This is a genomic window from Streptomyces sp. NPDC000134, from assembly GCF_042899225.1.
GTDB lineage: Bacteria > Actinomycetota > Actinomycetes > Streptomycetales > Streptomycetaceae > Streptomyces.
Genome location: NZ_JBIAZN010000011.1, coordinates 69,526 through 91,914 on the forward strand (window position 1 = coordinate 69,526; position 22,389 = coordinate 91,914).

A 22,389-nucleotide genomic window follows, 5' to 3' on the forward strand; every position below is an offset into this window, starting at 1 on the left:
ACCGTCAGGCTGGGAGAGCGACCGATGCGGACGACGACCGACAGATTCAGTGTCACGGGACGCGTCATCAGCGTCTCCGGAGTGCCCTTCCCCGGTCTGACCGTCCGGGTCTTCGTCAAGAGCGGGAACTCCGCGCAGGAGCGCGAGGCCGGGGAACCCGCGACGACCGACGAGGACGGCCGCTACGCCGTCTCCTTCCAGGGACTGGGCGGCGGCAAGGGGACGACGACCCCCCGGTTCCTGTGCCGTATCAAGGTGTTCGACGAGGAGGAGCAGCTCGGCGAGAGCCCGTACGAGCAACTGGAGGAGGAGACCGTCATCGACCTGACGGTCGACCGCGAACCGGCCCAGCGGCCGCTGCGCGTGTACGGCGAGGTCCGTGACCGGACCGGCACCCCGCTGACCGAGGGCGCCGTCGAGGCCGCCGACCGGGACCTGCGCGGCGAGGAGCCGCTCGGCAGGGCGGAGCTGTGCGACGGGACGTACGAGATCCGCTACGGCCCGGACCAGTTCCGCCGCTCCGAGAAGGACAGCGCCGACCTCGTCCTGAAGGTCCTCGGCGCCGACGGGAGCGAACTCCTGCGCACCCCCGTCCGCTTCAACGTCCCCGGCGAACTGGAGTGGAACCTCACCCTCGGCCCGCGCGACTACCCCGGCGCCTCCCAGTGGGAGACCCTCACCGCGGAAGTGACCCCGCTGCTGGACTCCGTCGCCCCGGTGGACCTGCGCGAGGACGACCGGTTCCAGGACATCTCCTTCCTGGCCGGGGAGACCGGCCGCACCCCGCTCGCGATCGGCGTCTGGGTCGGCTGCCACCGGCTCGCCGCGAAGACCGCCCGGGAGGAACTCCCGCTCGCCCCCGAGGAACTCTTCGCCTACCTCGGCCAGGGCCAGCCCTCCATCTTCAGCGAGACCCTGCTGGAGGACATCAAGGACCCCCAGCGGATGGCCGCGTCGGAGGACCGGGCCCTGCGCGCCCTGGCGGAACTCCCCGTCGAGACACAGAAGGCCCTCCTGGAGAAGGCGCTGGCCGAGAACCTCGTGCCGGTCGCCGTCGAGGACCGGGTCCCGGCGATCCTGGACACCCTCGCCCGGATCAAGCTGCGCTACACCGGCGACACGGTGCTCGGTGACGGCCGGGGCACCGTCGGCGACCTGATCGACCTCACCCCCGACGCCGCCGAGCACAAGACGGCGTTCCTGGAGGCGTTCACGTCGTTCTCCGGGTCGGCCGACGACTTCTGGGACCAGGTGAGCCGGGACGAGGTGATCCCGCCGGCGACCGTCCCCCGGGTCCGGCTCTCCCTGGAACTCGGCGGCCTCACCCGCAACCACGTCCCCCTGGTCGGCGCCCTCGCCGAGCGCTTCGGCGACCGGACCGAGGGGATCACCGACACCGCGCCGGCCGCCGAGGAACGCACCGCCTTCGAGCGGTCCCTCGCCCGGCTCTCCCGGGACGACTGGGAGCGACAGCTCCAGCAGCCCGCCCCCGGCGGCGGGCCCATCGGCGTCCCCGACGACACCGAGGGCGACACCGAGGAGGAGAAGCGCCGCACCTACGCCACCGTCCTCGACCGGCAGTTCGAACGGGCCTTCCCCACCGCCTCGTTCACCGGCAAACTCGACCGCGCCCAGCACACGGGCAGGTCCCTGGCCGCCGACGGGGACCGGCAACTGGTCCACTTCCTCGATCACAACCCCGGCTTCGAGCTGGACCGCGTCCGCGTCGACCACTACCTCGACGCGACACCGGGCGCCCTCGACGGGATCGAGGACCCCGCCGCCCTGGTCACCGACCTGAAGTCGGTCCAGCGGGCGTTCAAGCTCGACCCCACCTACACCGCGGTGGCCACCCTGCGCGACCGGGGACTCGACTCCGCGCAGGCCGTCTACTTCCTGGGCCGCGGCCAGTTCGTCGCCGCCGTCACCGGCGCGCCGGCCGCGCGGAACGGCATCCTCGCCGACCGGGTCGCCGCGGCACAGGACGCGGCCCCGCTGTCCGACACCGCCGCCGTACGGCTGTACCGCAAGGCCGAGACCGTCTACGCCCAGTCCCTCGCCCTCTACGGCGAGTACAACCTGGCCCTGACCGGCGCCACCCCCTTCGCCCTGCCCGACCGGTCACCGGACGCCGACACCCAGGCGCGGATCAGGGCCCTGCCCAATCTGCGGACCCTGTTCGGCTCCGTCGACTACTGCGCCTGCGCGGGCTGCCGCTCGGTGCACAGCCCCGCCGCGTACTTCGTCGACGTGCTGCGCTTCCTCGGCCAGCGCGGCACCCAGGGCACCGGCCCGCACGCCGGCCGGAGCGTGCGGGACGTGCTCCTGGCCCGCCGCCCCGACCTCGGCGCCCTCGAACTGAGCTGCGAGAACACCGAGACACCGCTGCCGTACGTCGACCTGGTCAACGAGATCCTGGAGGACGTCGTCGCCCCCGAGGCACCCGTCCTGCTCGACGTCTCCCTCGCCGGCGAACTCGGCGCCGGCCAGATCTCCCCGGTCCTGCGCGACGCGCTCGCCGCCCGGGGCGTCACCGTCGCCGCCGACGCCCGGGTACAGGCCCCGGACAGCCGCGGCCGGTGGACCGTCCGCGACAGCGGCCACGCCTGGACCATCTCCCGCGACCCGGTCGAGGGCGGCGAGGAACTGCGCGTCCGGGTCTCCCGCCAGACCTTCGCCGCCGCGGCCGAACTGCGGGCCAACCCCGAGTACACCGACCAGGGGGCCTACCGCAGGCTGCGCCAGGAGGTCTTCCCGCTGCACCTGCCCTTCGACCTGGCGCACCTGGAGACCCGCAGCTATCTCGACCACCTCGGCGTGCCCCGCCCGGACCTGCTCGACCTGCTGCGCCGCGGCGGCCCCGGCGCGCTGTCCGCGACCCAGCTCGCCGCCGCCCGGCTGGGCCTGACCGAGACGGCCCGGCTGATCGTCACCGGCACCCTGCCTGGCCGCGCGCCCTGGGAGTTCTACGGCCTCGCCGAGACGGACAACGACATCCCCGACCCCGACGACCCCACCCGCCGCGTCACCGGCACCTGGACCGAGGTCCTCGCGCACGTCCCGGTCCTGCTGCACCGCACCGGCCTCGCCTACACCGGACTGCTGCAACTCCTGGAGACGGCCTACGTCAACCCCGCCGGCGCCCTGCGCATCGCGCGGACCGGCGAGGCCGCGGGCCCCGAGTGCGACGTGTCCGCCCTCACCGTCGCGGAGCTGGACACCGACGCCCTCGACCGCGTCCACCGGTTCGTGCGGCTGTGGCGGGCGGGGGAGTGGACCATGCCCGAACTCGATCTGCTGCTCCCCCCGAACGAGAACACCCTCGCCTCCGCCGCCGAACCCGGAGTCATCACCTCCCGGGCGCTGCGCGAACTGGCCGGCCTGCTGAAGCTGCGCACCCGCCTCGGACTCGACTGGACCGAGCTGCGCAGCCTCTTCCGCGGCATCGAGCACCGCCCGCACCGGGTCTGGGGCGACGAGGGCGCCGCCCAGGCGGAGACCCAGTACCAGCGGCTGTTCCGCAACCGGCTCGTCGGAGCCGTCGCCCGGTTCCCCGCCGACCCCGCGGACCTCACCGGCACGGTCGGCGACCAGGTGCCCGGCATCCTCGCCGCGTTCCGCATCCGGGAGGGCGACCTCCAGCTCATCCTCGACGACCTGGAGGCCACCGCCGGCACCCCGCTCGACCTCGGCCTGCTCAGCGCGGTCCACCGGGTCGCCGTGGCCGCCAAGGCACTGCGGCTGACCGTGGACCAGTTCCTGCGGCTGGTCCGCCTCTGGGACGACGACCCGTTCGCCGGCCCCGACGGCCTGCTGGACCTCGCCGACCTCGCCGCCCTGGTCGCCGCGTCCTCGCTGACGGTGGCCCAGCTCGACCATCTGCTGGCCCACCGGATCGTCCCGCACTCCGCCACCGCCCTGGAGAGCAGGACCGTCACCGCCTTCCTCACCGAGCTGCGCACCGGCCTGGAAAAGATCACCACCGAGCTGCGCCGCGCGGCAGAGGAGAGCCCGGAGTCGTACGTCCGGGCCCGGCTCGGCCTGCTCGCCGGGCTCGTCACCGACGCCGACCAGGTCGCCGCCCTCGCCCTCGCCGACGGCACCTGGCAGGGCACCCAGGCCCAGCGGGACGCGCTCATCGAGCGGTACTTCACCGGCGTCCTGGACCTCGCCGAGGCCCGCACCCGGCTCGCCGCCCTGCCCGCCGGGCTCGACCCGCTCCGGCGCCAGCAGGCCGTGGACGCCCGCTTCGGCTACCTCCAGCCCGCCCTGGAGACGTATCTGCTGACCACCCGGCGCGAGGCGTACATCGCCCAGAGCTGCGCCGACCTGCTGGGCCTGGACGTGCCCACGGCCAACGTCCTGCTGGGCGCGCTGCACCGGCCCGGCGCCGCCGGCACCCTGCTGCGCGACCTCGACGACCCCCGCCTGCTCGAACGGCTGCCCGATGGCGGGTACCGCTACCCGCCTGCCGAGGCCGACTTCCCGGACGCCTTCGGGGCGCTGCGGCTGCTGCACAAGGACGCGCTCCTGGCCGGCGCGCTGAAGCTGACGGCGGACGACGTGCGGTGGTGGCTGGCGGACGGCCGGGCGGGCGCCCTGGGCTGGCCGCACCCGGGGGACTTCCCGGTGGACGGCACCGGCACGCCGGTACCGCTCCGGGAGTGGGTCTCCATGGCGCGGTTCTTCACCTGGCGGGCCGCGCTGCCCCCGGCCCCGCTCACCGCGCTGGAGTTCGCCGCCCGGGTCCTCGACCCCGCCGTGCCCCCGGCCGCCGTCCTCACCGACCTGGCGGCCCTCACCGGCTGGCCGCCCGCCGACCTCGACGCCCTGGTGACCGCCTTCGGCTGGCGCGACGCCGGCGGACCGGACGTGGTCAAGGACAGCCTCGCCGACTCGGCCGCACTGCTGCGCCTGGCCGCCGCCGCCGCCGTGCTCAGGCGGGTGGGCGTGACCGCCGAACGGGCCCTGACCTGGGCCGTCGCCGAGCCGGGGGAGGAGACCGCGGAGAGCCTGAAGCAGACGGTGAAGGCCAAGTACGACCTCGGCCAGTGGCAGGAGGTCATCCGGCCGCTCCAGGACGTCTTCCGGGAACGCAAGCGCAAGGCGCTCGTCGACTGGCTCGTCGCCCACCCCGACGAGGACGCCGGCCAGACCTGGACCGACAGCAACGGGCTGTACGCGCACTTCCTCATCGACGTCGAGATGAGCCCGTGCATGCTCACCTCCCGCCTCAAGCAGGCGGCCGCCTCCGCCCAGTTGTTCGTGCAGCGCGTCCAGTTGAACCTGGAGACCGACATCCTGGCCGCCACGGACCTCGACCCGCGCTGGAAGCAGTGGTCCTGGATGAAGCGCTACCGGGTCTGGGAGGCGAACCGGAAGGTCTTCCTCTACCCGGAGAACTGGCTGGAACCGGAGCTGCGCGACGAGAAGTCCCCGTTCTTCCGCGACCTGGAACAGGAGCTGATGCAGAACGAGGTCACCGCCGAGAGCGCCGAGGAAGCCTTCCGCACCTACCTGGAGAGCCTCGACCGGGTCGCCAACCTGGAGATCCGGGCCCAGCACACCGAGGTGGCCGGCCCCGACGAGACCTATCTGCACGTCATCGGCCGCACCCGCTCCAGCCAGGGCGCCGAGTACTACCACCGGCGCCAGGTCAACGGGGCCCGCTGGACCCCCTGGGAACGGATCGACCTGGAGATCAACTCCAACCACCTGGTGACCGCCGTGCACCACCGCCGGCTCCATCTGCTGTGGCCCCAGTTCCTGGAACGGGCCGTCACGCAGAACTCCGTCCGCACCCCCAGCGCCAACTCCTCGGCCACGCTGGCCCAGCCCGACCGGTTCTGGGAAGTACGGATGTTCTGGAGCGAGCTGAAAAAGGGCGGCTGGAGCCCCAAGGTGCTCTCCGACCGGGCGGGCACCATCTGGCAGTACGCGGCGGGCGCGAACACCCCGTACAACGTCGCGCTGCGCGCCCGTGCCCTGCCCGACGGCATCCGCACCCAGCTCCACGTCAGCCGGGACGCCGGCGAGACCGCCCCGCGCAGCATCCTCGCCTTCGACAAGACCGGACGCCAGATCAACCCGGTCGACCCCGCCCCGTTCTACGAGCACCTCTCCTCTCCGGCCGGCAGCAAGCTGCGCGACGGCCTGATCCAGCACAACACCGGGGCGCTGTACTTCTCGTACAACTCGCAGTCCGAGATCGACGTCAAGCCGCACTTCCTCCCGGCGCACTTCCAGGCCCTGTCGCTGTCCCTGGCCGGCGCCGTCGAGCCCGGCGGCACGTACTCCGTCCTCGACTCCGCGGCACAGGACATGCCCAGGGACGGCACCGGCACCTCCTTCCTGTGGGACTCGCGGCACACCTACCTGATGTCCTTCTCCACCTGGACCTGGTGGTTCTGGTTCGGCTTCGACTGGACCGGCTGGACCTGGGCGAGCGTCCGGTTCGACATCCACTACCACCCGTACACCGACCTGTTCGTGCGCGAACTCAACACCAGCGGCGTCAAGGGCGTCCTCAACCGGCGCGTCCAGACCGCCCCGCACAGCCTGCCCGGGGCCCCCGCCCCCTTCGACTTCGGCACCTACCAGCCCGACTTCTTCTACGTCCCCCCGCCCTGGCCCGTCGAGGACGTCGACTTCGGCTACCAGGGTGCCTACGCCCCCTACAACTGGGAGCTGTTCTTCCACGTCCCGCTGCTGCTGGCGCAGAAACTCGCCGCCAACCAGCGGTTCGAGGAGGCCCTGGAGTGGTTCCACCACATCTTCGACCCCACCAGCACCGACACGGCCACCCCCGATCCGGACACCCCGCAGCAGAAGTTCTGGATCACCAAGAAGTTCTACGAGACCACGACCGCCCAGTACCGGGCCCAGCGGATCGAGAACATCCTGCGTGCCGTCGCCCAGGGCGACGCGGAACTGCGCGCCCAGGTCGCGGAGTGGCGGAACAACCCGTTCGACCCGCACCTGATCGCCCGGATGCGCACGGTCGCCTACCAGAAGAACGTGGTCGTCAAGTACATCCAGACCCTGATCGCCTGGGCCGACCAGCTCTTCGAGCAGGACACCCTGGAGACCGTCAACGAGGCCACCCAGCTCTACGTCCTCGCCGCCTCCGTGCTCGGCCCCCGCCCGCGCGGCGTGCCCCGCACGACACCGGACCAGGCCAGGACGTACTACCAGCTCCAGACCGAGCACATCGACGACTTCGGCAACGCCCTCGTCGAGATCGAGAACCTCCTCGCGGACGCCGACCCCGGCGGCGTCGAGGGAGACGGGGAAGGACCCGAACTGCCCCGCCTGGACGTCCCGTACTTCTGCGTCCCGAACAACGCCAAGCTGCTCGGCCTCTGGGACACCGTCGAGGACCGCCTGTTCAAGATCCGCCACTGCATGAACCTGGCGGGCGTCGAGCGCGGCCTGCCGCTGTTCGAACCCGAACTCGACCCCGGCGCCCTGATCGGCGCGGTCACGGCCGGGGGCGACGTCGCGGCCGCCGTCGCCGACCTCAACGCGCCGCTGCCCCTGTACCGCTTCTCCTTCACGCACCAGCGGGCCCAGGAGATGTGCGAAGAGGTCAAGTCCCTCGGCACCGCCATGCTCACCGCCCTGGAGAAACGGGACGAGGAGGCCATGGCCCGGCTGCGCTCCACCCACGAACAGCGGGTGCTCGCCCAGGCCCGGCTGGTCCGGGTCGCCCGGGTGGAGGAGGAGACCCGCGCCCGGGAGAGCCTGGAGGAGGCCCAGAAGGTCGCCGTCCGGCGCCGCGACCACTACCAGGGCCTGCTCGCCGACGGCTGGAACGGGTGGGAGAAGGCATGGCTGGGCCTCACCATCGGCGCGATGGGCCTGGAGACCGCGGGCACCGTCCTGAACCTGCTCGCCTCGCCCATGTCACTCATCCCCAACGTCACGGCCGGCGCCTCCGGTTTCGGCGGCTCCCCGCACCTGACGCTCAGCGTCAGCGGCAAGCAGGCCAGCGACGCCCTCGGCAAGACGGCCGACGCCCTGCGGGGGCTGTCGAACATCGCCCAGATGGGCGCGGGCATGACCAACACCATCGGCTCCTACGAACGCCGCGCCCAGGACTGGCAGTTCCAGTGCGACCTCGCCGTGCAGGAGATCGCCCAGGCCGACCGGCAGATCGCCGCCGCCCAGGTGCGCATCCGCGTCGCCGAGCAGGAACTGACCGAGCACGACCGGCGCATCGAGCAGGCCGCCGGCGAGGACGAGTTCCTGCGCGGCAAGTTCACCAACCGGGAACTGCACGACTGGACGGTCACCCAACTGTCCGCGCTGTACTTCCAGAGCTACCGGCTCGCCCACGACATGGCCCGCCGCGCCGAACGCTGCTTCCGCTACGAACTCGGCCTCGCCGACTCCGACTACGTCCGCTTCGGCTCCTGGGACAGCCTGCGCAAGGGCCTGCTCTCCGGCGAACGGCTCGCCCACGACCTGCGCCGCCTGGAGACGGCGTACTACGAGCGGAACCGCCGCGAGTACGAACTCACCAAGCACGTCTCGCTGGCCCAGCTCGACCCGGTGGCCCTGCTGAAGCTGCGGCAGAACGGCGAGTGCTTCATCGACATCCCGGAGTCCGCCTTCGACATGGACTACCCCGGTCACTACTTCCGCCGCCTGCGCACGGTCGGCCTGACCCTGCCCTGCGTCAGCGGCCCCGCCACCACCGTCGCCTGCACCCTCACCCTCACCGGCAACCGGCTGCGCAAGGACCCCACCCTGCTGGCCGGGAAGTACGCGCGGGACACCGCCGCCGGGGACCCGCGCTTCCGCGACGAGGTCGGCGCGGTCCAGTCGATCGCCACCAGTACCGCGCAGTCCGACGCGGGCCTGTTCGAGCTGAGCTTCCGCGACGAGCGGTATCTGCCCTTCGAGGGCGCGGGCGCCGTCAGCTCCTGGCACCTGCGGCTGGGCAAGGACCTGCCGCAGTTCGACTTCGCCTCGGTCTCCGACGCCGTACTGCACCTGCGCTACACCGCGCGGGAGGGCGGCGCGGTGCTGCGCGCCCAGGCCGCCGCCGAACTGCGCCAGACCCTCGGGGAGCTGGCGCTCGCCGAGTCCCGGCACGGCCTGTACCGGGTGCTCGACCTGCGCCGCGAGTACCCGGACGCCTGGTACCGCTTCCTGCGCCCGCCCGGCGCGGACGACGACCAGCGACTGGACCTCGGCGACCTGACCGGGCGCCTGCCCTTCTTCACCCGCGGCTTCGCCTCCCGCAAGGCCCGGGGCATCGAGGTCGTCGTCCACCCCGCGGACCCGTCCCACACCTTCGAGGCCCAGCTCACGCCCCTGGGCACGGACCCGGCGGACCTGCTCCAGGTCGTGCCCGACCCCTCCTTCCAGGGCCTGCACCGGGGAGCCAGGGACCTGACCGGCGGCGAGGCGGACCTGGACGACTGGACCCTGAAGCTCCGCCGCACCGGCGCGCCGGACTTCAGGTCGCTGCCGGCGGACGCGGTGACGGAGGTGTTCCTGATCGTCAACTACACGGTGGCCTGACCGCCGTTCAATTAGGTGGCGCCGAAGCCCGGGGTCCCCTACTGTCGGTGCTGTTCGAGCGGCGACCGGGGGTCGCCGCGGGTGACCCGGTTCGAGCGAGGAGGTGTGACCGATGGCTGTCGTTGCGACGGGCGCTGCCCGCATCCGGAAGTTCTCTCAGTCCACCTCCGTGGCCACCGGCTGACGACACCGCGCATCCGCGCGCCGGGGCCGCCCCTTCGAAGGGTCACCCCTTGACTTTCCCCGCCATCTCCACCGCACTGACCGCCCACGGCTGGGACACCGCCTGGGCCGACGCGTTCACCCCGTACGCCGCCCAAGGGCTCGTGCCCGGCCGGGTTATCCGGGTCGACCGCGGCCAGTGCGACGTGATCACCGCCGACGGCGTGGTCCGCGCCGACACCGCGTTCGTCACCCCGCCCGACCCGCTGCGCGTCGTCTGCACCGGCGACTGGGTCGCCGTCGACCCCGGCGGCAGCCCGCGCTACGTGCGGACGTATCTGCCGCGCCGCACCGCCTTCGTGCGATCCACCTCCTCCAAGCGGTCCGAGGGGCAGATCCTCGCCGCCAACGTCGACCACGCCGTGGTCGCCGTGTCCCTCGCCGGCGAACTGGACCTGGCCCGCGTCGAACGGTTCCTGGCACTGGCCTGGGAGTCCGGGGCCCAGCCCCTCGTCGTGCTCACCAAGGCCGACCTGGTGCCCGACCCGGCCACGCTGGCGCACCTCGTGCGGGACGTGGAGACCAGCGCGCCCGGCGTGCCGGTGCTCCCCGTCAGCGCCGCCCACGGGGAGGGCCTGGACGTCCTCGCGGCGGTCGTCGCGGGCGGCACCGCGGTGCTGCTCGGCCAGTCCGGCGCGGGCAAGTCCACCCTCGCCAACGCCCTCCTCGGCGAGGAGGTCATGGACGTCCGGGCGATCCGCGACGTCGACGGCAAGGGCCGGCACACCACCACGACCCGCAACCTGCTCGCCCTGCCCGGCGGGGGAGTGCTCATCGACACCCCCGGGCTGCGGGGCGTCGGCCTGTGGGACGCGGGCAGCGGCGTCGGACAGGTCTTCGCCGAGATCGAGGAGCTGGCCGCCGACTGCCGGTTCCACGACTGCGCCCACGAGCGCGAACCGGGCTGCGCGGTGCTGGCCGCCGTGGACCGCGGTGAGCTGCCCCAGCGGCGGCTGGAGAGCTACCGCAAGCTGCTGCGGGAGAACCAGCGCATCGTCGCCAAGACCGACGCCCGGCTGCGCGCGGAGATCCGCAAGGAGTGGAAGCGCCGGGGCGCCGAGGGGCGGGCGGCCATGGAGGCCAAGCGGGGGCGCCGGCGCTGACCCCTTCCGGGTGTGACGTCCGATATCCGCCAGTCCCGGTGCCGGGACTGGCGGACACTGGACCATGTGAAGGACAGTGCGAGGAGCCCGGTGGTCCGCTCCGCGACGGACCCCGCTAGGGACGACGACAGCAGGTACGAGGCCGTGCGCAGCCGGGACGCCCGGTTCGACGGGGCGTTCTTCTTCGCCGTCGAGACCACCGGCATCTACTGCCGGCCGAGCTGCCCCGCCGTCACGCCCAGGCGGCACAACGTGCGGTTCTTCCCGACCGCCGCCGCCGCGCAGGGCGCGGGCTTCCGCGCCTGCCGGCGGTGCCGCCCGGACGCCGTGCCCGGCTCGGCGGACTGGAACGCCCGCGCGGACGTCGTGGGCCGCGCCATGCGGCTGATCGGCGACGGCGTCGTGGACCGCGAGGGCGTCGCCGGGCTCGCCGCCCGGCTCGGCTACAGCGCCCGCCAGGTGCAGCGCCAGCTCACCGCCGAACTGGGCGCCGGACCGGTCGCCCTCGCCCGCGCCCAGCGGGCGCACACCGCGCGGGTACTGCTCCAGACCACCGGGCTGCCGGTCACCGAGATCGCCTTCGCGTCCGGGTTCGCCAGCGTCCGGCAGTTCAACGACACCATCCGCGCGGTGTACGCGGCCACCCCGACCGCGCTGCGCGCCGCCGCCCCGGTCCGCGACCGGGCCACCCCCGGCGCCGGCATCCCGCTGCGGCTCGCCCACCGCGGCCCCTACCAGGCCGGGCCCGTCTTCGACCTGCTCCGGCGGGAGGCCGTCGCGGGCGTCGAGGAGGTCGGCGGACCGCCCGGCCGCCGCGTCTACCGCCGCACCCTCCGCCTGCCCTACGGCACCGGCATCGCCGCCGTCGAAGAGCGCGGCGGCGCCCCCCGCGCGGGCGGCGGAGGCTGGCTGGAGGCCCGGCTGCACCTCACCGACCTGCGCGACCTGACCACCGCCGTGCAGCGGCTGCGCCGCCTGTTCGACCTGGACGCCGACCCGTACGCCGTCGACGAACGTCTCGGCGCCGACCCCCGGCTCGCCCCGCTCGTCGCCGCCCGCCCCGGCCTGCGCTCGCCCGGCGCCGCCGACCCGGAGGAACTCGCCGTCCGCGCCCTGGTGGGCCGCACCCGCGCCGGGGAACTGGTCCAGCGGTACGGCAAGCGCCTCGACGCGCCCTGCGGCGCCCTCACCCACCTCTTCCCCGAACCGGCCGTCCTCGCCGAGGCCGAGCCCGGCGGCCCCCTCGGTGCCCTCGCCGCCGCCCTCGCCGACGGCGCCGTACGCCTCGACGCGGGCGCCGACCGGGACGACACCGAGCACGCCCTGCTCGCCCTGCCCGGCCTGGACCCGGCCACCGCCGCCGCCGTCCGCACCCGCGCCCTCGGCGACCCGGACGCCGCCCCGCCCGGCACCGACGTACCCGACACCTGGCGCCCCTGGCGCTCGTACGCCCTGAACCACCTGCGCGCAGCAGGGGAGTTGGAGTAACCCGATGTCCACCCGTACCTACTGGACCGAGCTGGCCAGCCCCGTCGGCCCGCTGCTGCTGACCGCCGACCCGGACGGGGCGCTGACCTCGCTGTCCGTGCCCGGCCAGAAGGGCGGGCGGACCGTCCAGGACGACTGGCGGCCCGACCCCGGCCCGTTCCGGGAGGCGGCCGAGCAGCTCGCCGCCTACTTCGCCGGGGAGCCCACCGGGTTCCGCCTGCCGCTGCGCGCCGAGGGCACCGCCTTCCGCACCCGGGTGTGGGACGCCCTCGACGCCGTTCCGTACGGCAGGACCACCACCTATGGCGAGATCGCCGCCCGCATCGGCGCCCCCCGGGCCGCCGTCCGCGCGGTCGGCGGGGCGATCGGCGCCAACCCGCTGCTGATCCTGCGCCCCTGCCACCGGGTGATCGGCGCCGACGGCACGCTGACCGGGTACGCGGGCGGGCTGCCCCGCAAGCTGCGGCTGCTCACCCTGGAGGGCGTCCTCGCCGCGTCACCCGGCGAGGACGGCACCCACCCAGGCCCCGGTGATCAGCAGGCAGGCGAACAGTTCCGCCAGCACGCCTGAGCCGCCCGAGCGCATCGCCGTGCGCAGCGCCGCCACCGCCGCGCCGTGCCGGCCCAGCCTCAGCCGCTCGGCCAGATAGATCCCGCCGAGGAAACCGGGCACCGCGCCCGCCACGGGCACCAGCGCGAATCCCAGCAGCGCGCCGCCGCCCCCGTACGCCAGCAGCCTGCCGTCGGGGCCGGGCGCGCCCCGCCGCCGGGGCGGCAGCGCCCAGCGGACCGCCTGGGACAGCAGCAGCACCCCGGTGGCGCCGACCAGCACCGCCCAGGCGAGCGGGCGGGTGTCCTTCAGCGCCCACCACAGGACCCCCGCCCACACCAGCCAGGCCCCCGGCACCCCGGGCAGCAGGACGCCGCACAGCCCGAGCAGCACGACCAGGCCGGCCAGCAGGAGGTCCAGCACTCCCATCCCACCAGCTTGCCGCCGTCCGGCCCGGTCCGCAGTTCAGCGCTCCCGGGCCACCCAGCCCCGCTCGTAGGCGTGCCAGCCCAGTTGCAGCCGGGTGGTCACCCCGGTCAGTTCCATCAGCCGCTTCACCCGCCGCTGTACGGTGCGCAGGCCCAGGTCGAGCTGTTTGGCCACGCTCGCGTCGGTGAGGCCGGCCAGCAGCAGGGAGAGGATCTCCAGGTCCGTGGCGTCGGGCCCCTGGGGGCGCTGCTCGCCCACCCCGGCCGCGCCGAGCCGGAGCGGCAGCCCCTCCCGCCACACCTTCTCGAACAGGCCCATCAGCAGTTCGAGGAGTCCGCTGGCGTGCACGACCAGCGCGGCGGGCTCCGCGGCCCGCGCGGTGAGCGGCACCAGGGCGAGCGTGCCGTCGGCGACGACCAGCTTGGTCGGCACCCGGTCCACCACCCGGACCTGCTCGTCCCGGCCGAGCGCGGCGGTCAGCTCCGTGATCCCGTCGGGCTGGTCCAGCACGGCCCGCTCGACGACCACCCGGTAGCGGACCCCGCGCCCGGCGGCCTGCTCCTCGGCGTCGTTCTCCATGCCGGTGACGGCGACCGGATTGCCGGTGACCAGCGCGCACACCTCCTCGGCCGCGCCCAACTGCAACTGCAGGAAGCGCTGGGCGACCGCCGCCGCGCCGATCACCACCTCGACCAGGTCGTGCACCGCGGGCTCGGCCGCCGCGGCCCGGTACTCCTCGGCCAGCAGCGCGGCGGCCAGCTCCGCCTTCTCCAGCTCGTGCCGCTGCTGGGCGAGCAGCGCGCCCAGCGCCACGCCGGGCGGCGCCGCCACCCAGCGGCCCGGCCGCGCCGACGACTGCGCCGCGAGGCCGGTCTGCTCCAGCTTGCGCAGCGCCCGCTCGGTGTCCCGCTCGCCCAGCGCCAGCTTCCGGGCGAGATCGGGCACGTCGGCGGCGCCCACGGCCACCAGCGCCCGGTACGCCGACTCGTGCGGCTCCTCCAGCCCCAGCACACCCAGCATCAGACGTCGTCCCTCCCCTGGTCCCCGGCCCCGGACCCGCGTCCGTGGCGGAAAACGGCCACGGCGCAAACCCGCCTTCGCCCATCATCGCCGCAGGCCCCCTCGCTCTGCCAAGGTGGGCTCATCGTCGCCGGGCGGTTCTCCCGTGGGGGGTGGGACCGCTCGGCGGCTGCCGGGCCGCGCCCGATTTTTCCGGTCGCCCCGTGTTCATCGGGCCCGCCCGGTGGACAATTGGCGGCATGAGCCAGCAGGGGGGAAGTCCCAGGGGCCACGAGGACGAGTGGTGGCGGCAGTTGTACGACGCCTCCGCGGACGACACCGGGCCCACGGCAGCACCCGATTCCCTGGACGACCGCTTCGCGTCGGCCGCCGGCACGGTGGACGCCCCGGGCGGCCCGGGGACGTCCGCCGCCCCCGCGGGGCCGGTCCCGGCGCCCCGCCGCGGCGGGACCGGGCCGGCCCCGCGCCCGGCGGCGCCGCCCGACCCCGGGCGGTTCGGGTTCGACCCGGCCGCACGGCGGCCCGCGTGGCGCGCCCCCTGGGAACCACCGACCGACCCGGACCCCGGCCCCGTGACCTTCCCGACGGCACCGGCCGCGGCGGACCCGCCCCGCGCGGCCGGAGACGCCCCGTCATCCGGGCCGCCGGACGCAGGCGTGCCGAGCCCGCCGGACGGCGCGTCCCCGGGCCCGTGGCAACCGGCTGCCGCCGGCCCGTGGCGGGTGGCGGGCCCGCGCCCGTGGGAAAAGGCGGACCCGCGCCCGTGGGAAACGACAACCCCCGGCGGCTCGCAGGGCGCAGCCCCCGGCCCGGAGGGCGCAGCCCTCGGCTCGCAGGGCGCCGCACCCGTCCCGGAGGGCGCCGCACCCGTCCCGGAGGGCGTGGGGGCCCCAGGCCCGCAGGGCGCAGCCCCCGAATCACAGGCCGCAGCCCCCGGCCCGCAGGGCGTGGGGGGCCCAGGCCCGCAGGGCGTAGACCCCGGCCCGCAGAAGGCGGCGACCCGAGCCTCCAAGGACGCGGCAACCTCCGGCCCGCAGGCCACCGCACCCGGCCCGCAGGCCACCGCACCCGGCCCGCAGGAGGCGGGGGCCTCAGGCCCGAGGGACGGGGCAACCCCCGGCCCGCAGGGCGTCGCCCCCGGACCACAGGCCACCGCACCCGGACCGCAGGGCGCCCCGGCCCCCGCCCCCCGAGACGTCCCGTCCCCCGCCCCGCAGGGTCACGTCGGTGGTGGGGCGTTCGTCTGCGAGGCCGGGCACGCCGTGCTGCCCGTCGCCGATCCGGAGGCGCTGGACGGTCTGGTGGCGGACACCGTGCTGGAGGGGGCCCGGTCGGGGGCCGGCACCCTGCGGGCCGCGTCCGTGCGGGGCGAATCCGCCCGGTTCCGGGGTGATCCGCGCCGCGACGCCCTGCTGACCGCCCGGTTCGGCACCGGCGAGCAGGCCCTGGTGCTGGTGGCGATGGCGACCGGCGCCCCCGGTGCCGTCGGCGCCCACCGCGCCGCCGCCGAGGCATGCCGCTGGATCGGCCGGGCCGTCGGCCGCAGCCACGCCCGCCTCGTCGCCGACCTGCGGGCCGCCCGCCGCGGCGACCTGAAGTCGGGCCTGCACCGCCTGACCGACCGCAGTCTCGGCCGGCTCCGCGCCGGCGCCGCCGAACAGGGCCTCGCGCCGGACGAGTACACCGCCACCCTGCGCTGTCTGCTGCTCCCCGCCGATCCGGCCTGTCGCACCCGGGTGTTCTTCGGCGTCGGCGCGGGCGGCCTGTTCCGGCTGCGGGACGGCGACTGGCAGGACATCGAACCCGCCGCCGCCGAGACGGCCGGCGCCCCCGTGGTCGGCTTCGGGTCACCGCCGGCCGAGACCCCCGAGGGCGACCGGCTCACCCTGGATCTCGGCATCACCACCCCGCCCGGCCCGTACGACCAGCCCGCCGCACCGCCCCGGGAACCCTTCCGCTTCCGGGCCTCCGTCGCCCGCCCGGGTGATGTCCTGCTGCTGTGCACCCAGGGCCTGGCCGGCCCCCTGCGCGGCGAGTCCGGCCTGCGCGCGCACCTCGCCGGACGGTGGTCCGGCCGCACCCCGCCCGGCCTCGCCGGATTCCTCGCCGACACCGGCACCCGGGTCGAGGGTTACGCCGACGACCGTACGGCCGCCGCCGTGTGGGAGGCGTGACGGCGTCCGCTGTGCCTCCATGGAACCCGAGGGATCACCAGCGGACCGAAGGGGCACACGCACGCCATGGGCAAACAGACCGTAGCCGAGCAGTTCGTCGACATTCTCGTCCGCGCCGGTGTCCGCCGTCTCTACGGCGTCGTCGGCGACAGCCTGAACCCGGTCGTGGACGCCGTCCGCCGCCACTCCGGCATCGACTGGGTGCATGTGCGCCACGAGGAGACCGCCGCCTTCGCCGCCGGCGCCGAGGCGCAGATCACCGGCAAGCTCACCGCCTGCGCCGGCTCCTGCGGCCCCGGCAACCTCCACCTCATCAACGGGCTCTACGACGCCCACCGTTCGATGGCACCGGTCCTCGCCCTCGCCTCGCAGATCCCCTCCAGCGAGATCGGCCTGGGCTACTTCCAGGAGACCCACCCCGACCGCCTGTTCACCGAGTGCAGCCACTACTGCGAGCTGATCTCCAGCCCCCAGCAGATGCCCCGCCTGCTGGACACCGCCATCCAGCACGCGGTCGGCCGCTCCGGCGTCAGCGTGGTCGCCCTGCCCGGTGACATCGCCGGACAGCCCGCCCCCGAGCAGGCCCCCGAGACCGCCCTGGTCACCTCCCGGCCGACGGTCCGCCCCGGCGACGAGGAGATCGACCGGCTGGTCCGCCTGATCGACGACGCCGACAAGGTCACCCTCTTCTGCGGCAGCGGCACGGCCGGCGCGCACGCCGAGGTGATGGAGTTCGCCGGCAAGATCAAGAGCCCGGTCGGCCACGCCCTGCGCGGCAAGGAGTGGATTCAGTACGACAACCCCTACGACGTCGGCATGAGCGGCCTGCTCGGCTACGGCGCCGCCTACGAGGCCACCCACGAGTGCGACCTGCTGATCCTGCTCGGCACCGACTTCCCGTACAACGCCTTCCTGCCCGACGACGTCAAGATCGCCCAGATCGACGTGCGGCCCGAGCACCTGGGCCGCCGCACCAAGCTGGACCTCGCGGTGTGGGGTGACGCCAAGGAGACGCTGCGCTGCCTGATCCCGCGGGTGAAGGAGAAGAAGAGCCGCAAGTTCCTGGACCGGATGCTGAAGAAGCACGCCGACGCGCTGGAGGGCGTGGTCAAGGCGTACACCCGCAAGGTGGAGAAGCACGTCCCCATCCACCCCGAGTACGTGGCGGCCGTCCTGGACGAGATGGCCGACGACGACGCGGTGTTCACCGTCGACACCGGGATGTGCAACGTCTGGGCCGCCCGCTACCTCACGCCCAACGGGCGGCGCCGGGTCATCGGCTCCTTCTCGCACGGCTCGATGGCCAACGCGCTGCCGATGGCGATCGGCGCGCAGTTCACCGACCGCAAGCGGCAGGTCGTGGCGATGTCCGGCGACGGCGGCTTCTCCATGCTGATGGGCGACTTCCTCACCCTGGTCCAGTACGACCTGCCGGTGAAGATCGTGCTGTTCAACAACTCCTCGCTGGGCATGGTCGAACTGGAGATGCTGGTCGCCGGACTGCCCTCGCACGGCACCGCCAACACCAACCCCGACTTCGCCGCCGTCGCGGAAGCCTGCGGCGCCTACGGCGTACGGGTGGAGAAGCCCAAGGACCTCCCCGGCGCGCTGAAGGCCGCGTTCAAGCACAAGGGCCCGGCCCTCGTCGACGTCGTCACCGACCCCAACGCCCTGTCCATCCCGCCGAAGATCAGCGCCGACATGGTGACCGGTTTCGCCCTCTCCGCCTCGAAGATCGTCCTGGACGGCGGCGTGGGCCGGATGCTCCAGATGGCCCGCTCCAACCTGCGCAACGTGCCCCGGCCCTGATCCGCCGGGAAGCCGATCCGGCCGACGGTGTTCGGCCATTCCGATGGCCGAACACGCGGTCGTCGTACGCCAGGCCGAGTGTGGCGGGCCGCACCGGGCATGGATGCTCGTGAACGTGTTCGAGCAGGAGGGGCGACGGCGGCGACACGCGGACGGGGGACATGGAGCGGCAGACCACGAGGGACACGGTGGAGGAGAAGGCCGACGACACCATGGGAGCGGAGTCCCGGCTCAGGCGCAGACTGGGACGGGCCGACCTGCGGGCGGTGCCCGAGGTCCGGCGGGCGCTGCGCGCGCTGCTGTGCGACCAGGGGTGGCCGGGACGGTCGGAGGTCGCGGAACTGCTCACCAGCGAACTGGTGACCAACGCGCTCGTGCACACCGATCACGACGCGATCCTGACGGCCACCGTCGGGCCGGGCGCGCTCCGGGTGGAGGTGCGGGACTTCGTCGGCCGGTGGCCGCGGACCCGGCCCGCCGAGCACCGGGACGGCACGCACGGCCGGGGCCTGGTCCTGGTGCGCTCCCTCGCGGACGCCTGGGGCGTACGGGCGCACGGGGTGGGCAAGTCGGTCTGGTTCGAGCTGAACGCCGAGGGGGCGTGACCCGAAGGTCACGCCCCCTCGCACCGGACCGGGCGGCGCGCTAGCCGAACTGCTGCTCCAGGTCCTTCAGTTTGCGCTCCAGGGAGTCCAGCCGCGGCAGCGCCTGGGTGTCGTCCTCCGCGGTGAGGTCGACGGTCACCGGGTCACCGGCGCCGCGCACGGGCTGCAGGGACGGACGCTGACGCGCGGGCAACTGCTCCTTGGTGGTCGATATGACAGGCTCCGCGGAGACCCGGTCGGAGCCGCGCTCCACCGCCTGCACCTCGACCTCGACCTGTCGGCCGCCCCGCCCGGGGAAGCCGCGGTGGCCCCGGCTGATCGCCTTCAACTGGGCCCGCTCCATGCGCTCCTTCTCGCGCCGGCGCAGCTTGGCCTCGTCCTTGCGGCGCTGGTCGTCGCGGACCTCCTCGACCGCCTCGTCCAGGCTGCGCACCCCTTCCAGGAGCATCAGCGACCAGGCGCGGTAGGTCTCGCGCGGGGCGCGCAGCCAGCGGACGATACGGATCTGCGGCAGCGGACGCGGCACCAGGCCCTGCTCGCGCAGCGCGGCCCGGCGGGTCTGCTTCAGCGCCCGGTCGAACAGCACGGCCGCCGACAGGGACATGCCCGCGAAGAAGTGCGGGGCGCCCGCGTGCCCGGCGCCCCGGGGGGCGTGCACCCAGTTGAACCAGGCCGCCGCGAGGGCGAAGGTCCACACCAGAATCCGGGAGCCGAGCGCCGCGTCACCGTGGCTGGCCTCGCGGACCGCGAGGACGGAGCAGAACATCGCGGCGCCGTCCAGGCCGAACGGGACCAGGTACTGCCAGCCGTCGCTCAGGCCGAGGTTCTGCTCGCCGAACCCGACCAGGCCGTGGAAGGAGAGGGCCGCGGCGACCGCGGCGCAGCAGAAGAGGAGGACGTAGGAGACCGTGCCGTACAGGGCCTCCTTGCGCCGGCGGCGCTCCTCGGCGCGCTCCCACGAGTCGTCCGCGCTCGCGTCCTTCCCCGAGGTGCGCTTGCCGCGCGCGAGCACCGCCACCGCCGCCAGCATGCCCAGGAGCAGTACGGCGCCCGGAAGCAGCCAGTTCAGCGATATGTCGGTCAGTCTCATCTAGGGGTCCCTTGCAGTGGGATAGGGCGTAACGCCCGCCATAGTGGCCCAATCCCGTCGGCCCTCAGGGGGTTTCGCGGCAAGAGGCCGCCAAGGGGGTGCGAGGGAAAGCCCTGGGCGGCGTTCTGCTCGAACTGCCGCTTGAGGGGCGGGAGTTGAGTTCGAACAAGACTACCCGTCCGGGTGGTTCCACGGAAAGTTCCCGTGACGCGTGAGGAATCTGTGCAACCACGCATGATCTTAGGCGACGCGGGGGAGTGCTCCGGCCCGACGGGGCGTCAACTCGCGGTGGCGAGCAGCTTGTCGACGCGGTCCGCCTCGCAGGTGCGGGGGCAGGTGGCGCAGGTGTCCTCGGGGCGCAGGGTGTAGAACATGCAGCAGCTCGCCCGGTCCCGGGTGTGCAGCGGCTTGCCGTCCGGGCCCTTCAGCTCCCGGAACGCCGCCGCGCCGACGTACGGCCGGGTCGCGCCCGGCAGCAGCAGCTCCAGCTCCTGACGGGCCCGCTCCTGCTCGCCGAGGAGGTGGGCGACGTACCACAGGCCCTCGACGATCTCGTCGGTCGCCATGCCCCACAGGGCCCGGCCGCGCCGCCGCATCCGCGGCCCGAACCCGGTGAGCACCGGCTCCAGGTGCTCGGCGACCGCGGCCCGCACCTCGGCCCGCAGCGCCTCCTCGTCGGCGACCACGCGGGCGCCGGGCAGCGCGGCGGCCGGGTCGCCGGGCAGGCAGGCGAAGCCCTCGGGCCGGACCGCCAGGTGCCCGAGCGGCAGGCCCTCGGCGCGGCGGTCGTAGGCGACGTGCGTCACCGGGTAGCGGGGCACCCGGCGGTGGGTGAACCAGGGGACGGTGACCAGCAGGCAGGCCGGCCAGGCGTACCGGTGCAGGCCGAAGCTGGCGACCACGTCCGGCCGGGCGCGCTGCCCGTAGTCCCGGACCACCTGGGCGTCGTCCCAGGCCACGAACGTCTCCAGCGCGGCCCCGCCCTCCGCGAGCGCGGCGGCGGCCACCCAGTCGCCGCCGCTGGGCAGCGGTTCGCCGGCGGACAGTTCGGTGACGGCGAGTCCCGGGAGGGCCTCGGTCAGACGCGCGTAGGCGTCCGCGACGGCCGAGCGGGGGACGGACATGCGGGACCACCGATCCACGTCGTTCGAACGGGCGAGCAAGAGGTAAGCCTTACCTTACCCAAGATCTCCCGGATGTGAACCGGTGGCCGGTACGACCTAAAGTGCTTGACGGATCAGTGACAACCGGTCGTAATGACCCCAAGTACCGACACGTCGTAGGAGGACCCGGTGGAGCAGGGCGCGCAGGGCTCCGGCGGCGCGGGAACCGCCGCGTTCGGCCGCGCGGCCGGGGCCCGGGTGCCGGCGCAGGCCCGCACGGGCGGGGCCGGGCGGGAGACCGCCGGGGACCGGCCCGCCGCCGGGGACGCCGCCCGGGGCGAGCACACCCACGGCGAGACCCCGCCGGCCGGCCCCCGGCCGCTCGTCCAGCGCTCCTCCGTGCGCGGGCAGGTCCTCGCCGCGCTGCGCGCCGCGCTGGTCGCCGGGGAGCTGCGGCCGGGCGAGGTGTACTCCGCGCCCGCGCTCGGCGAACGGTTCGGGGTCTCCGCGACGCCGGTGCGCGAGGCCATGCAGCAGCTCGCCCAGGAGGGCGCCGTCGAGGTGGTCCCCAACCGGGGGTTCCGGGTCGTCGAGCGGGGCCCCCGGGAGCTGGCCGAGCTGGCCGAGGTCCGGGCGCTGATCGAGACGCCGGTGGTGCTGAGGCTGGCCCGGACCGTGCCCGCCGAGCGCTGGGCCGGGCTGCGCCCGCTGGCCGAGGCCACCGTCCGGGCCGCGTCCGCCAACTGCCGGGCGGCCTACGCCGAGGCCGACCGCGCCTTCCACCGCGCGGTGCTCGCCCTGGCCGGCAACGAGCAGCTCCTGCGCATCGCCGACGACCTGCACCGCCGGGCGCAGTGGCCCCTGGTCGGCGGCCCCGCCGCCCGCGGCCGGGCCGACCTGATCGCCGACGCCCACGACCACACCGCCCTGCTGGACGCCCTGATCGCGGGCGACCAGGAGGCGGTACGGACCCTGGTGGAACGGCACTTCGCGCAGGGCTGAGCCGCACACGCCCCGCTCCCGCACCACCCGCGCGCACCGCCTCCGGCCGCCTTCGGCCGACCGCCTCCGCCGCCGCGGGCGGACCGCCTCCGCCCGCCGCGGGCCGACCCGCCTCCGGCCGCTTCCTCCCGCTGCGGGCCGGCCGTCTCCGGCCGCCTCCGGCCGGCCGCCTCCGCCCGCCGCGGGCGGACCGCCTCCGCCCGCCTCCGGCCGGCCGCCTCCGCCCGCCGCGGGCGGACCGCCTCCGCCCGCCTCCGGCCGGC

The 22,389-nt window shown here is 74.5% G+C and carries 12 protein-coding genes; 8 read left to right on the forward strand and 4 right to left on the reverse strand.

Features of this window, described 5'->3' with window-relative positions:
• The first annotated feature begins 24 nt into the window (after positions 1-24).
• The 4 genes from ACFY32_RS18075 to ACFY32_RS18090 all read left to right on the forward strand — a co-directional run bounded on the left by ACFY32_RS18075 (position 25) and on the right by ACFY32_RS18090 (position 12,915).
• Positions 25-9,531 (forward strand): neuraminidase-like domain-containing protein, encoded by a 9,507-nt coding sequence (locus ACFY32_RS18075; protein WP_390674682.1) that lies wholly within the window; start codon positions 25-27, stop codon positions 9,529-9,531.
• A gap of 233 nt (positions 9,532-9,764) precedes the next feature.
• Entirely contained in the window at positions 9,765-10,856 is a 1,092-nt protein-coding gene (gene rsgA, locus ACFY32_RS18080; protein WP_359198384.1) for a ribosome small subunit-dependent GTPase A, read from the forward strand.
• 66 nt (positions 10,857-10,922) lie between these two features.
• Positions 10,923-12,344 (forward strand): AlkA N-terminal domain-containing protein, encoded by a 1,422-nt coding sequence (locus ACFY32_RS18085; protein ID WP_359198387.1) that lies wholly within the window; start codon positions 10,923-10,925, stop codon positions 12,342-12,344.
• 4 nt (positions 12,345-12,348) lie between these two features.
• Entirely contained in the window at positions 12,349-12,915 is a 567-nt protein-coding gene (locus tag ACFY32_RS18090; RefSeq protein ID WP_359198390.1) for a methylated-DNA--[protein]-cysteine S-methyltransferase, read from the forward strand.
• On the opposite strand, the gene ACFY32_RS18095 is transcribed toward ACFY32_RS18090, so the two are convergent.
• Positions 12,841-13,323, reverse strand: a complete 483-nt coding sequence (locus ACFY32_RS18095) for a DUF456 domain-containing protein (RefSeq protein WP_359198393.1) — start codon at positions 13,321-13,323, stop codon at positions 12,841-12,843. The two genes, ACFY32_RS18090 and ACFY32_RS18095, sit on opposite strands and share 75 nt — an antisense overlap.
• Before the next feature lie 36 nt (positions 13,324-13,359).
• Positions 13,360-14,343, reverse strand: a complete 984-nt coding sequence (locus tag ACFY32_RS18100; RefSeq protein ID WP_359198396.1) for a winged helix-turn-helix transcriptional regulator — start codon at positions 14,341-14,343, stop codon at positions 13,360-13,362.
• Between the two features lie 947 nt (positions 14,344-15,290).
• On the opposite strand from ACFY32_RS18100, the gene ACFY32_RS18105 reads away from it, so the two are divergent.
• From ACFY32_RS18105 to ACFY32_RS18115, 3 genes are all read left to right on the forward strand, one after another.
• Entirely contained in the window at positions 15,291-16,517 is a 1,227-nt protein-coding gene (locus tag ACFY32_RS18105; RefSeq protein WP_390674683.1) for a protein phosphatase 2C domain-containing protein, read from the forward strand.
• 66 nt (positions 16,518-16,583) lie between these two features.
• On the forward strand, positions 16,584-18,326 hold the full coding sequence (locus ACFY32_RS18110) for a pyruvate dehydrogenase (protein ID WP_390674684.1): 1,743 nt from the start codon (positions 16,584-16,586) through the stop codon (positions 18,324-18,326).
• 188 nt (positions 18,327-18,514) lie between these two features.
• Positions 18,515-18,931, forward strand: a complete 417-nt coding sequence (locus ACFY32_RS18115) for an ATP-binding protein (RefSeq protein ID WP_390674783.1) — start codon at positions 18,515-18,517, stop codon at positions 18,929-18,931.
• 40 nt (positions 18,932-18,971) lie between these two features.
• Here the strand turns inward: ACFY32_RS18115 and ACFY32_RS18120 are convergent, their stop codons facing one another.
• Positions 18,972-20,021 (reverse strand): DUF2637 domain-containing protein, encoded by a 1,050-nt coding sequence (locus tag ACFY32_RS18120; RefSeq protein WP_359198405.1) that lies wholly within the window; start codon positions 20,019-20,021, stop codon positions 18,972-18,974.
• Positions 20,022-20,299: 278 nt separating this feature from the next.
• On the reverse strand, positions 20,300-21,145 hold the full coding sequence (locus ACFY32_RS18125) for a (2Fe-2S)-binding protein (protein WP_359198408.1): 846 nt from the start codon (positions 21,143-21,145) through the stop codon (positions 20,300-20,302).
• A gap of 168 nt (positions 21,146-21,313) precedes the next feature.
• Here ACFY32_RS18125 and ACFY32_RS18130 point away from each other — a divergent pair, with 168 nt between their 5' ends.
• A complete protein-coding gene (locus ACFY32_RS18130; protein ID WP_390674685.1) occupies positions 21,314-22,126 on the forward strand; it encodes a GntR family transcriptional regulator in 813 nt (270 codons plus the stop codon).
• Positions 22,127-22,389 lie beyond the last annotated feature (263 nt).

Excerpts from the sequence above, each read along its gene's own strand:
- ACFY32_RS18075 (WP_390674682.1), top strand. The coding sequence starts at position 25 with ATGCGGACGACGACCGACAGATTCAGTGTCACGGGACGCGTCATCAGC.
- ACFY32_RS18120 (WP_359198405.1), bottom strand. The coding sequence starts at position 20,021 with ATGAGACTGACCGACATATCGCTGAACTGGCTGCTTCCGGGCGCCGTA.
- ACFY32_RS18095 (WP_359198393.1), bottom strand. The coding sequence starts at position 13,323 with ATGGGAGTGCTGGACCTCCTGCTGGCCGGCCTGGTCGTGCTGCTCGGG.
- ACFY32_RS18125 (WP_359198408.1), bottom strand. The coding sequence starts at position 21,145 with ATGTCCGTCCCCCGCTCGGCCGTCGCGGACGCCTACGCGCGTCTGACC.
- ACFY32_RS18110 (WP_390674684.1), top strand. The coding sequence starts at position 16,584 with ATGGGCAAACAGACCGTAGCCGAGCAGTTCGTCGACATTCTCGTCCGC.
- ACFY32_RS18100 (WP_359198396.1), bottom strand. The coding sequence starts at position 14,343 with ATGCTGGGTGTGCTGGGGCTGGAGGAGCCGCACGAGTCGGCGTACCGG.
- ACFY32_RS18090 (WP_359198390.1), top strand. The coding sequence starts at position 12,349 with ATGTCCACCCGTACCTACTGGACCGAGCTGGCCAGCCCCGTCGGCCCG.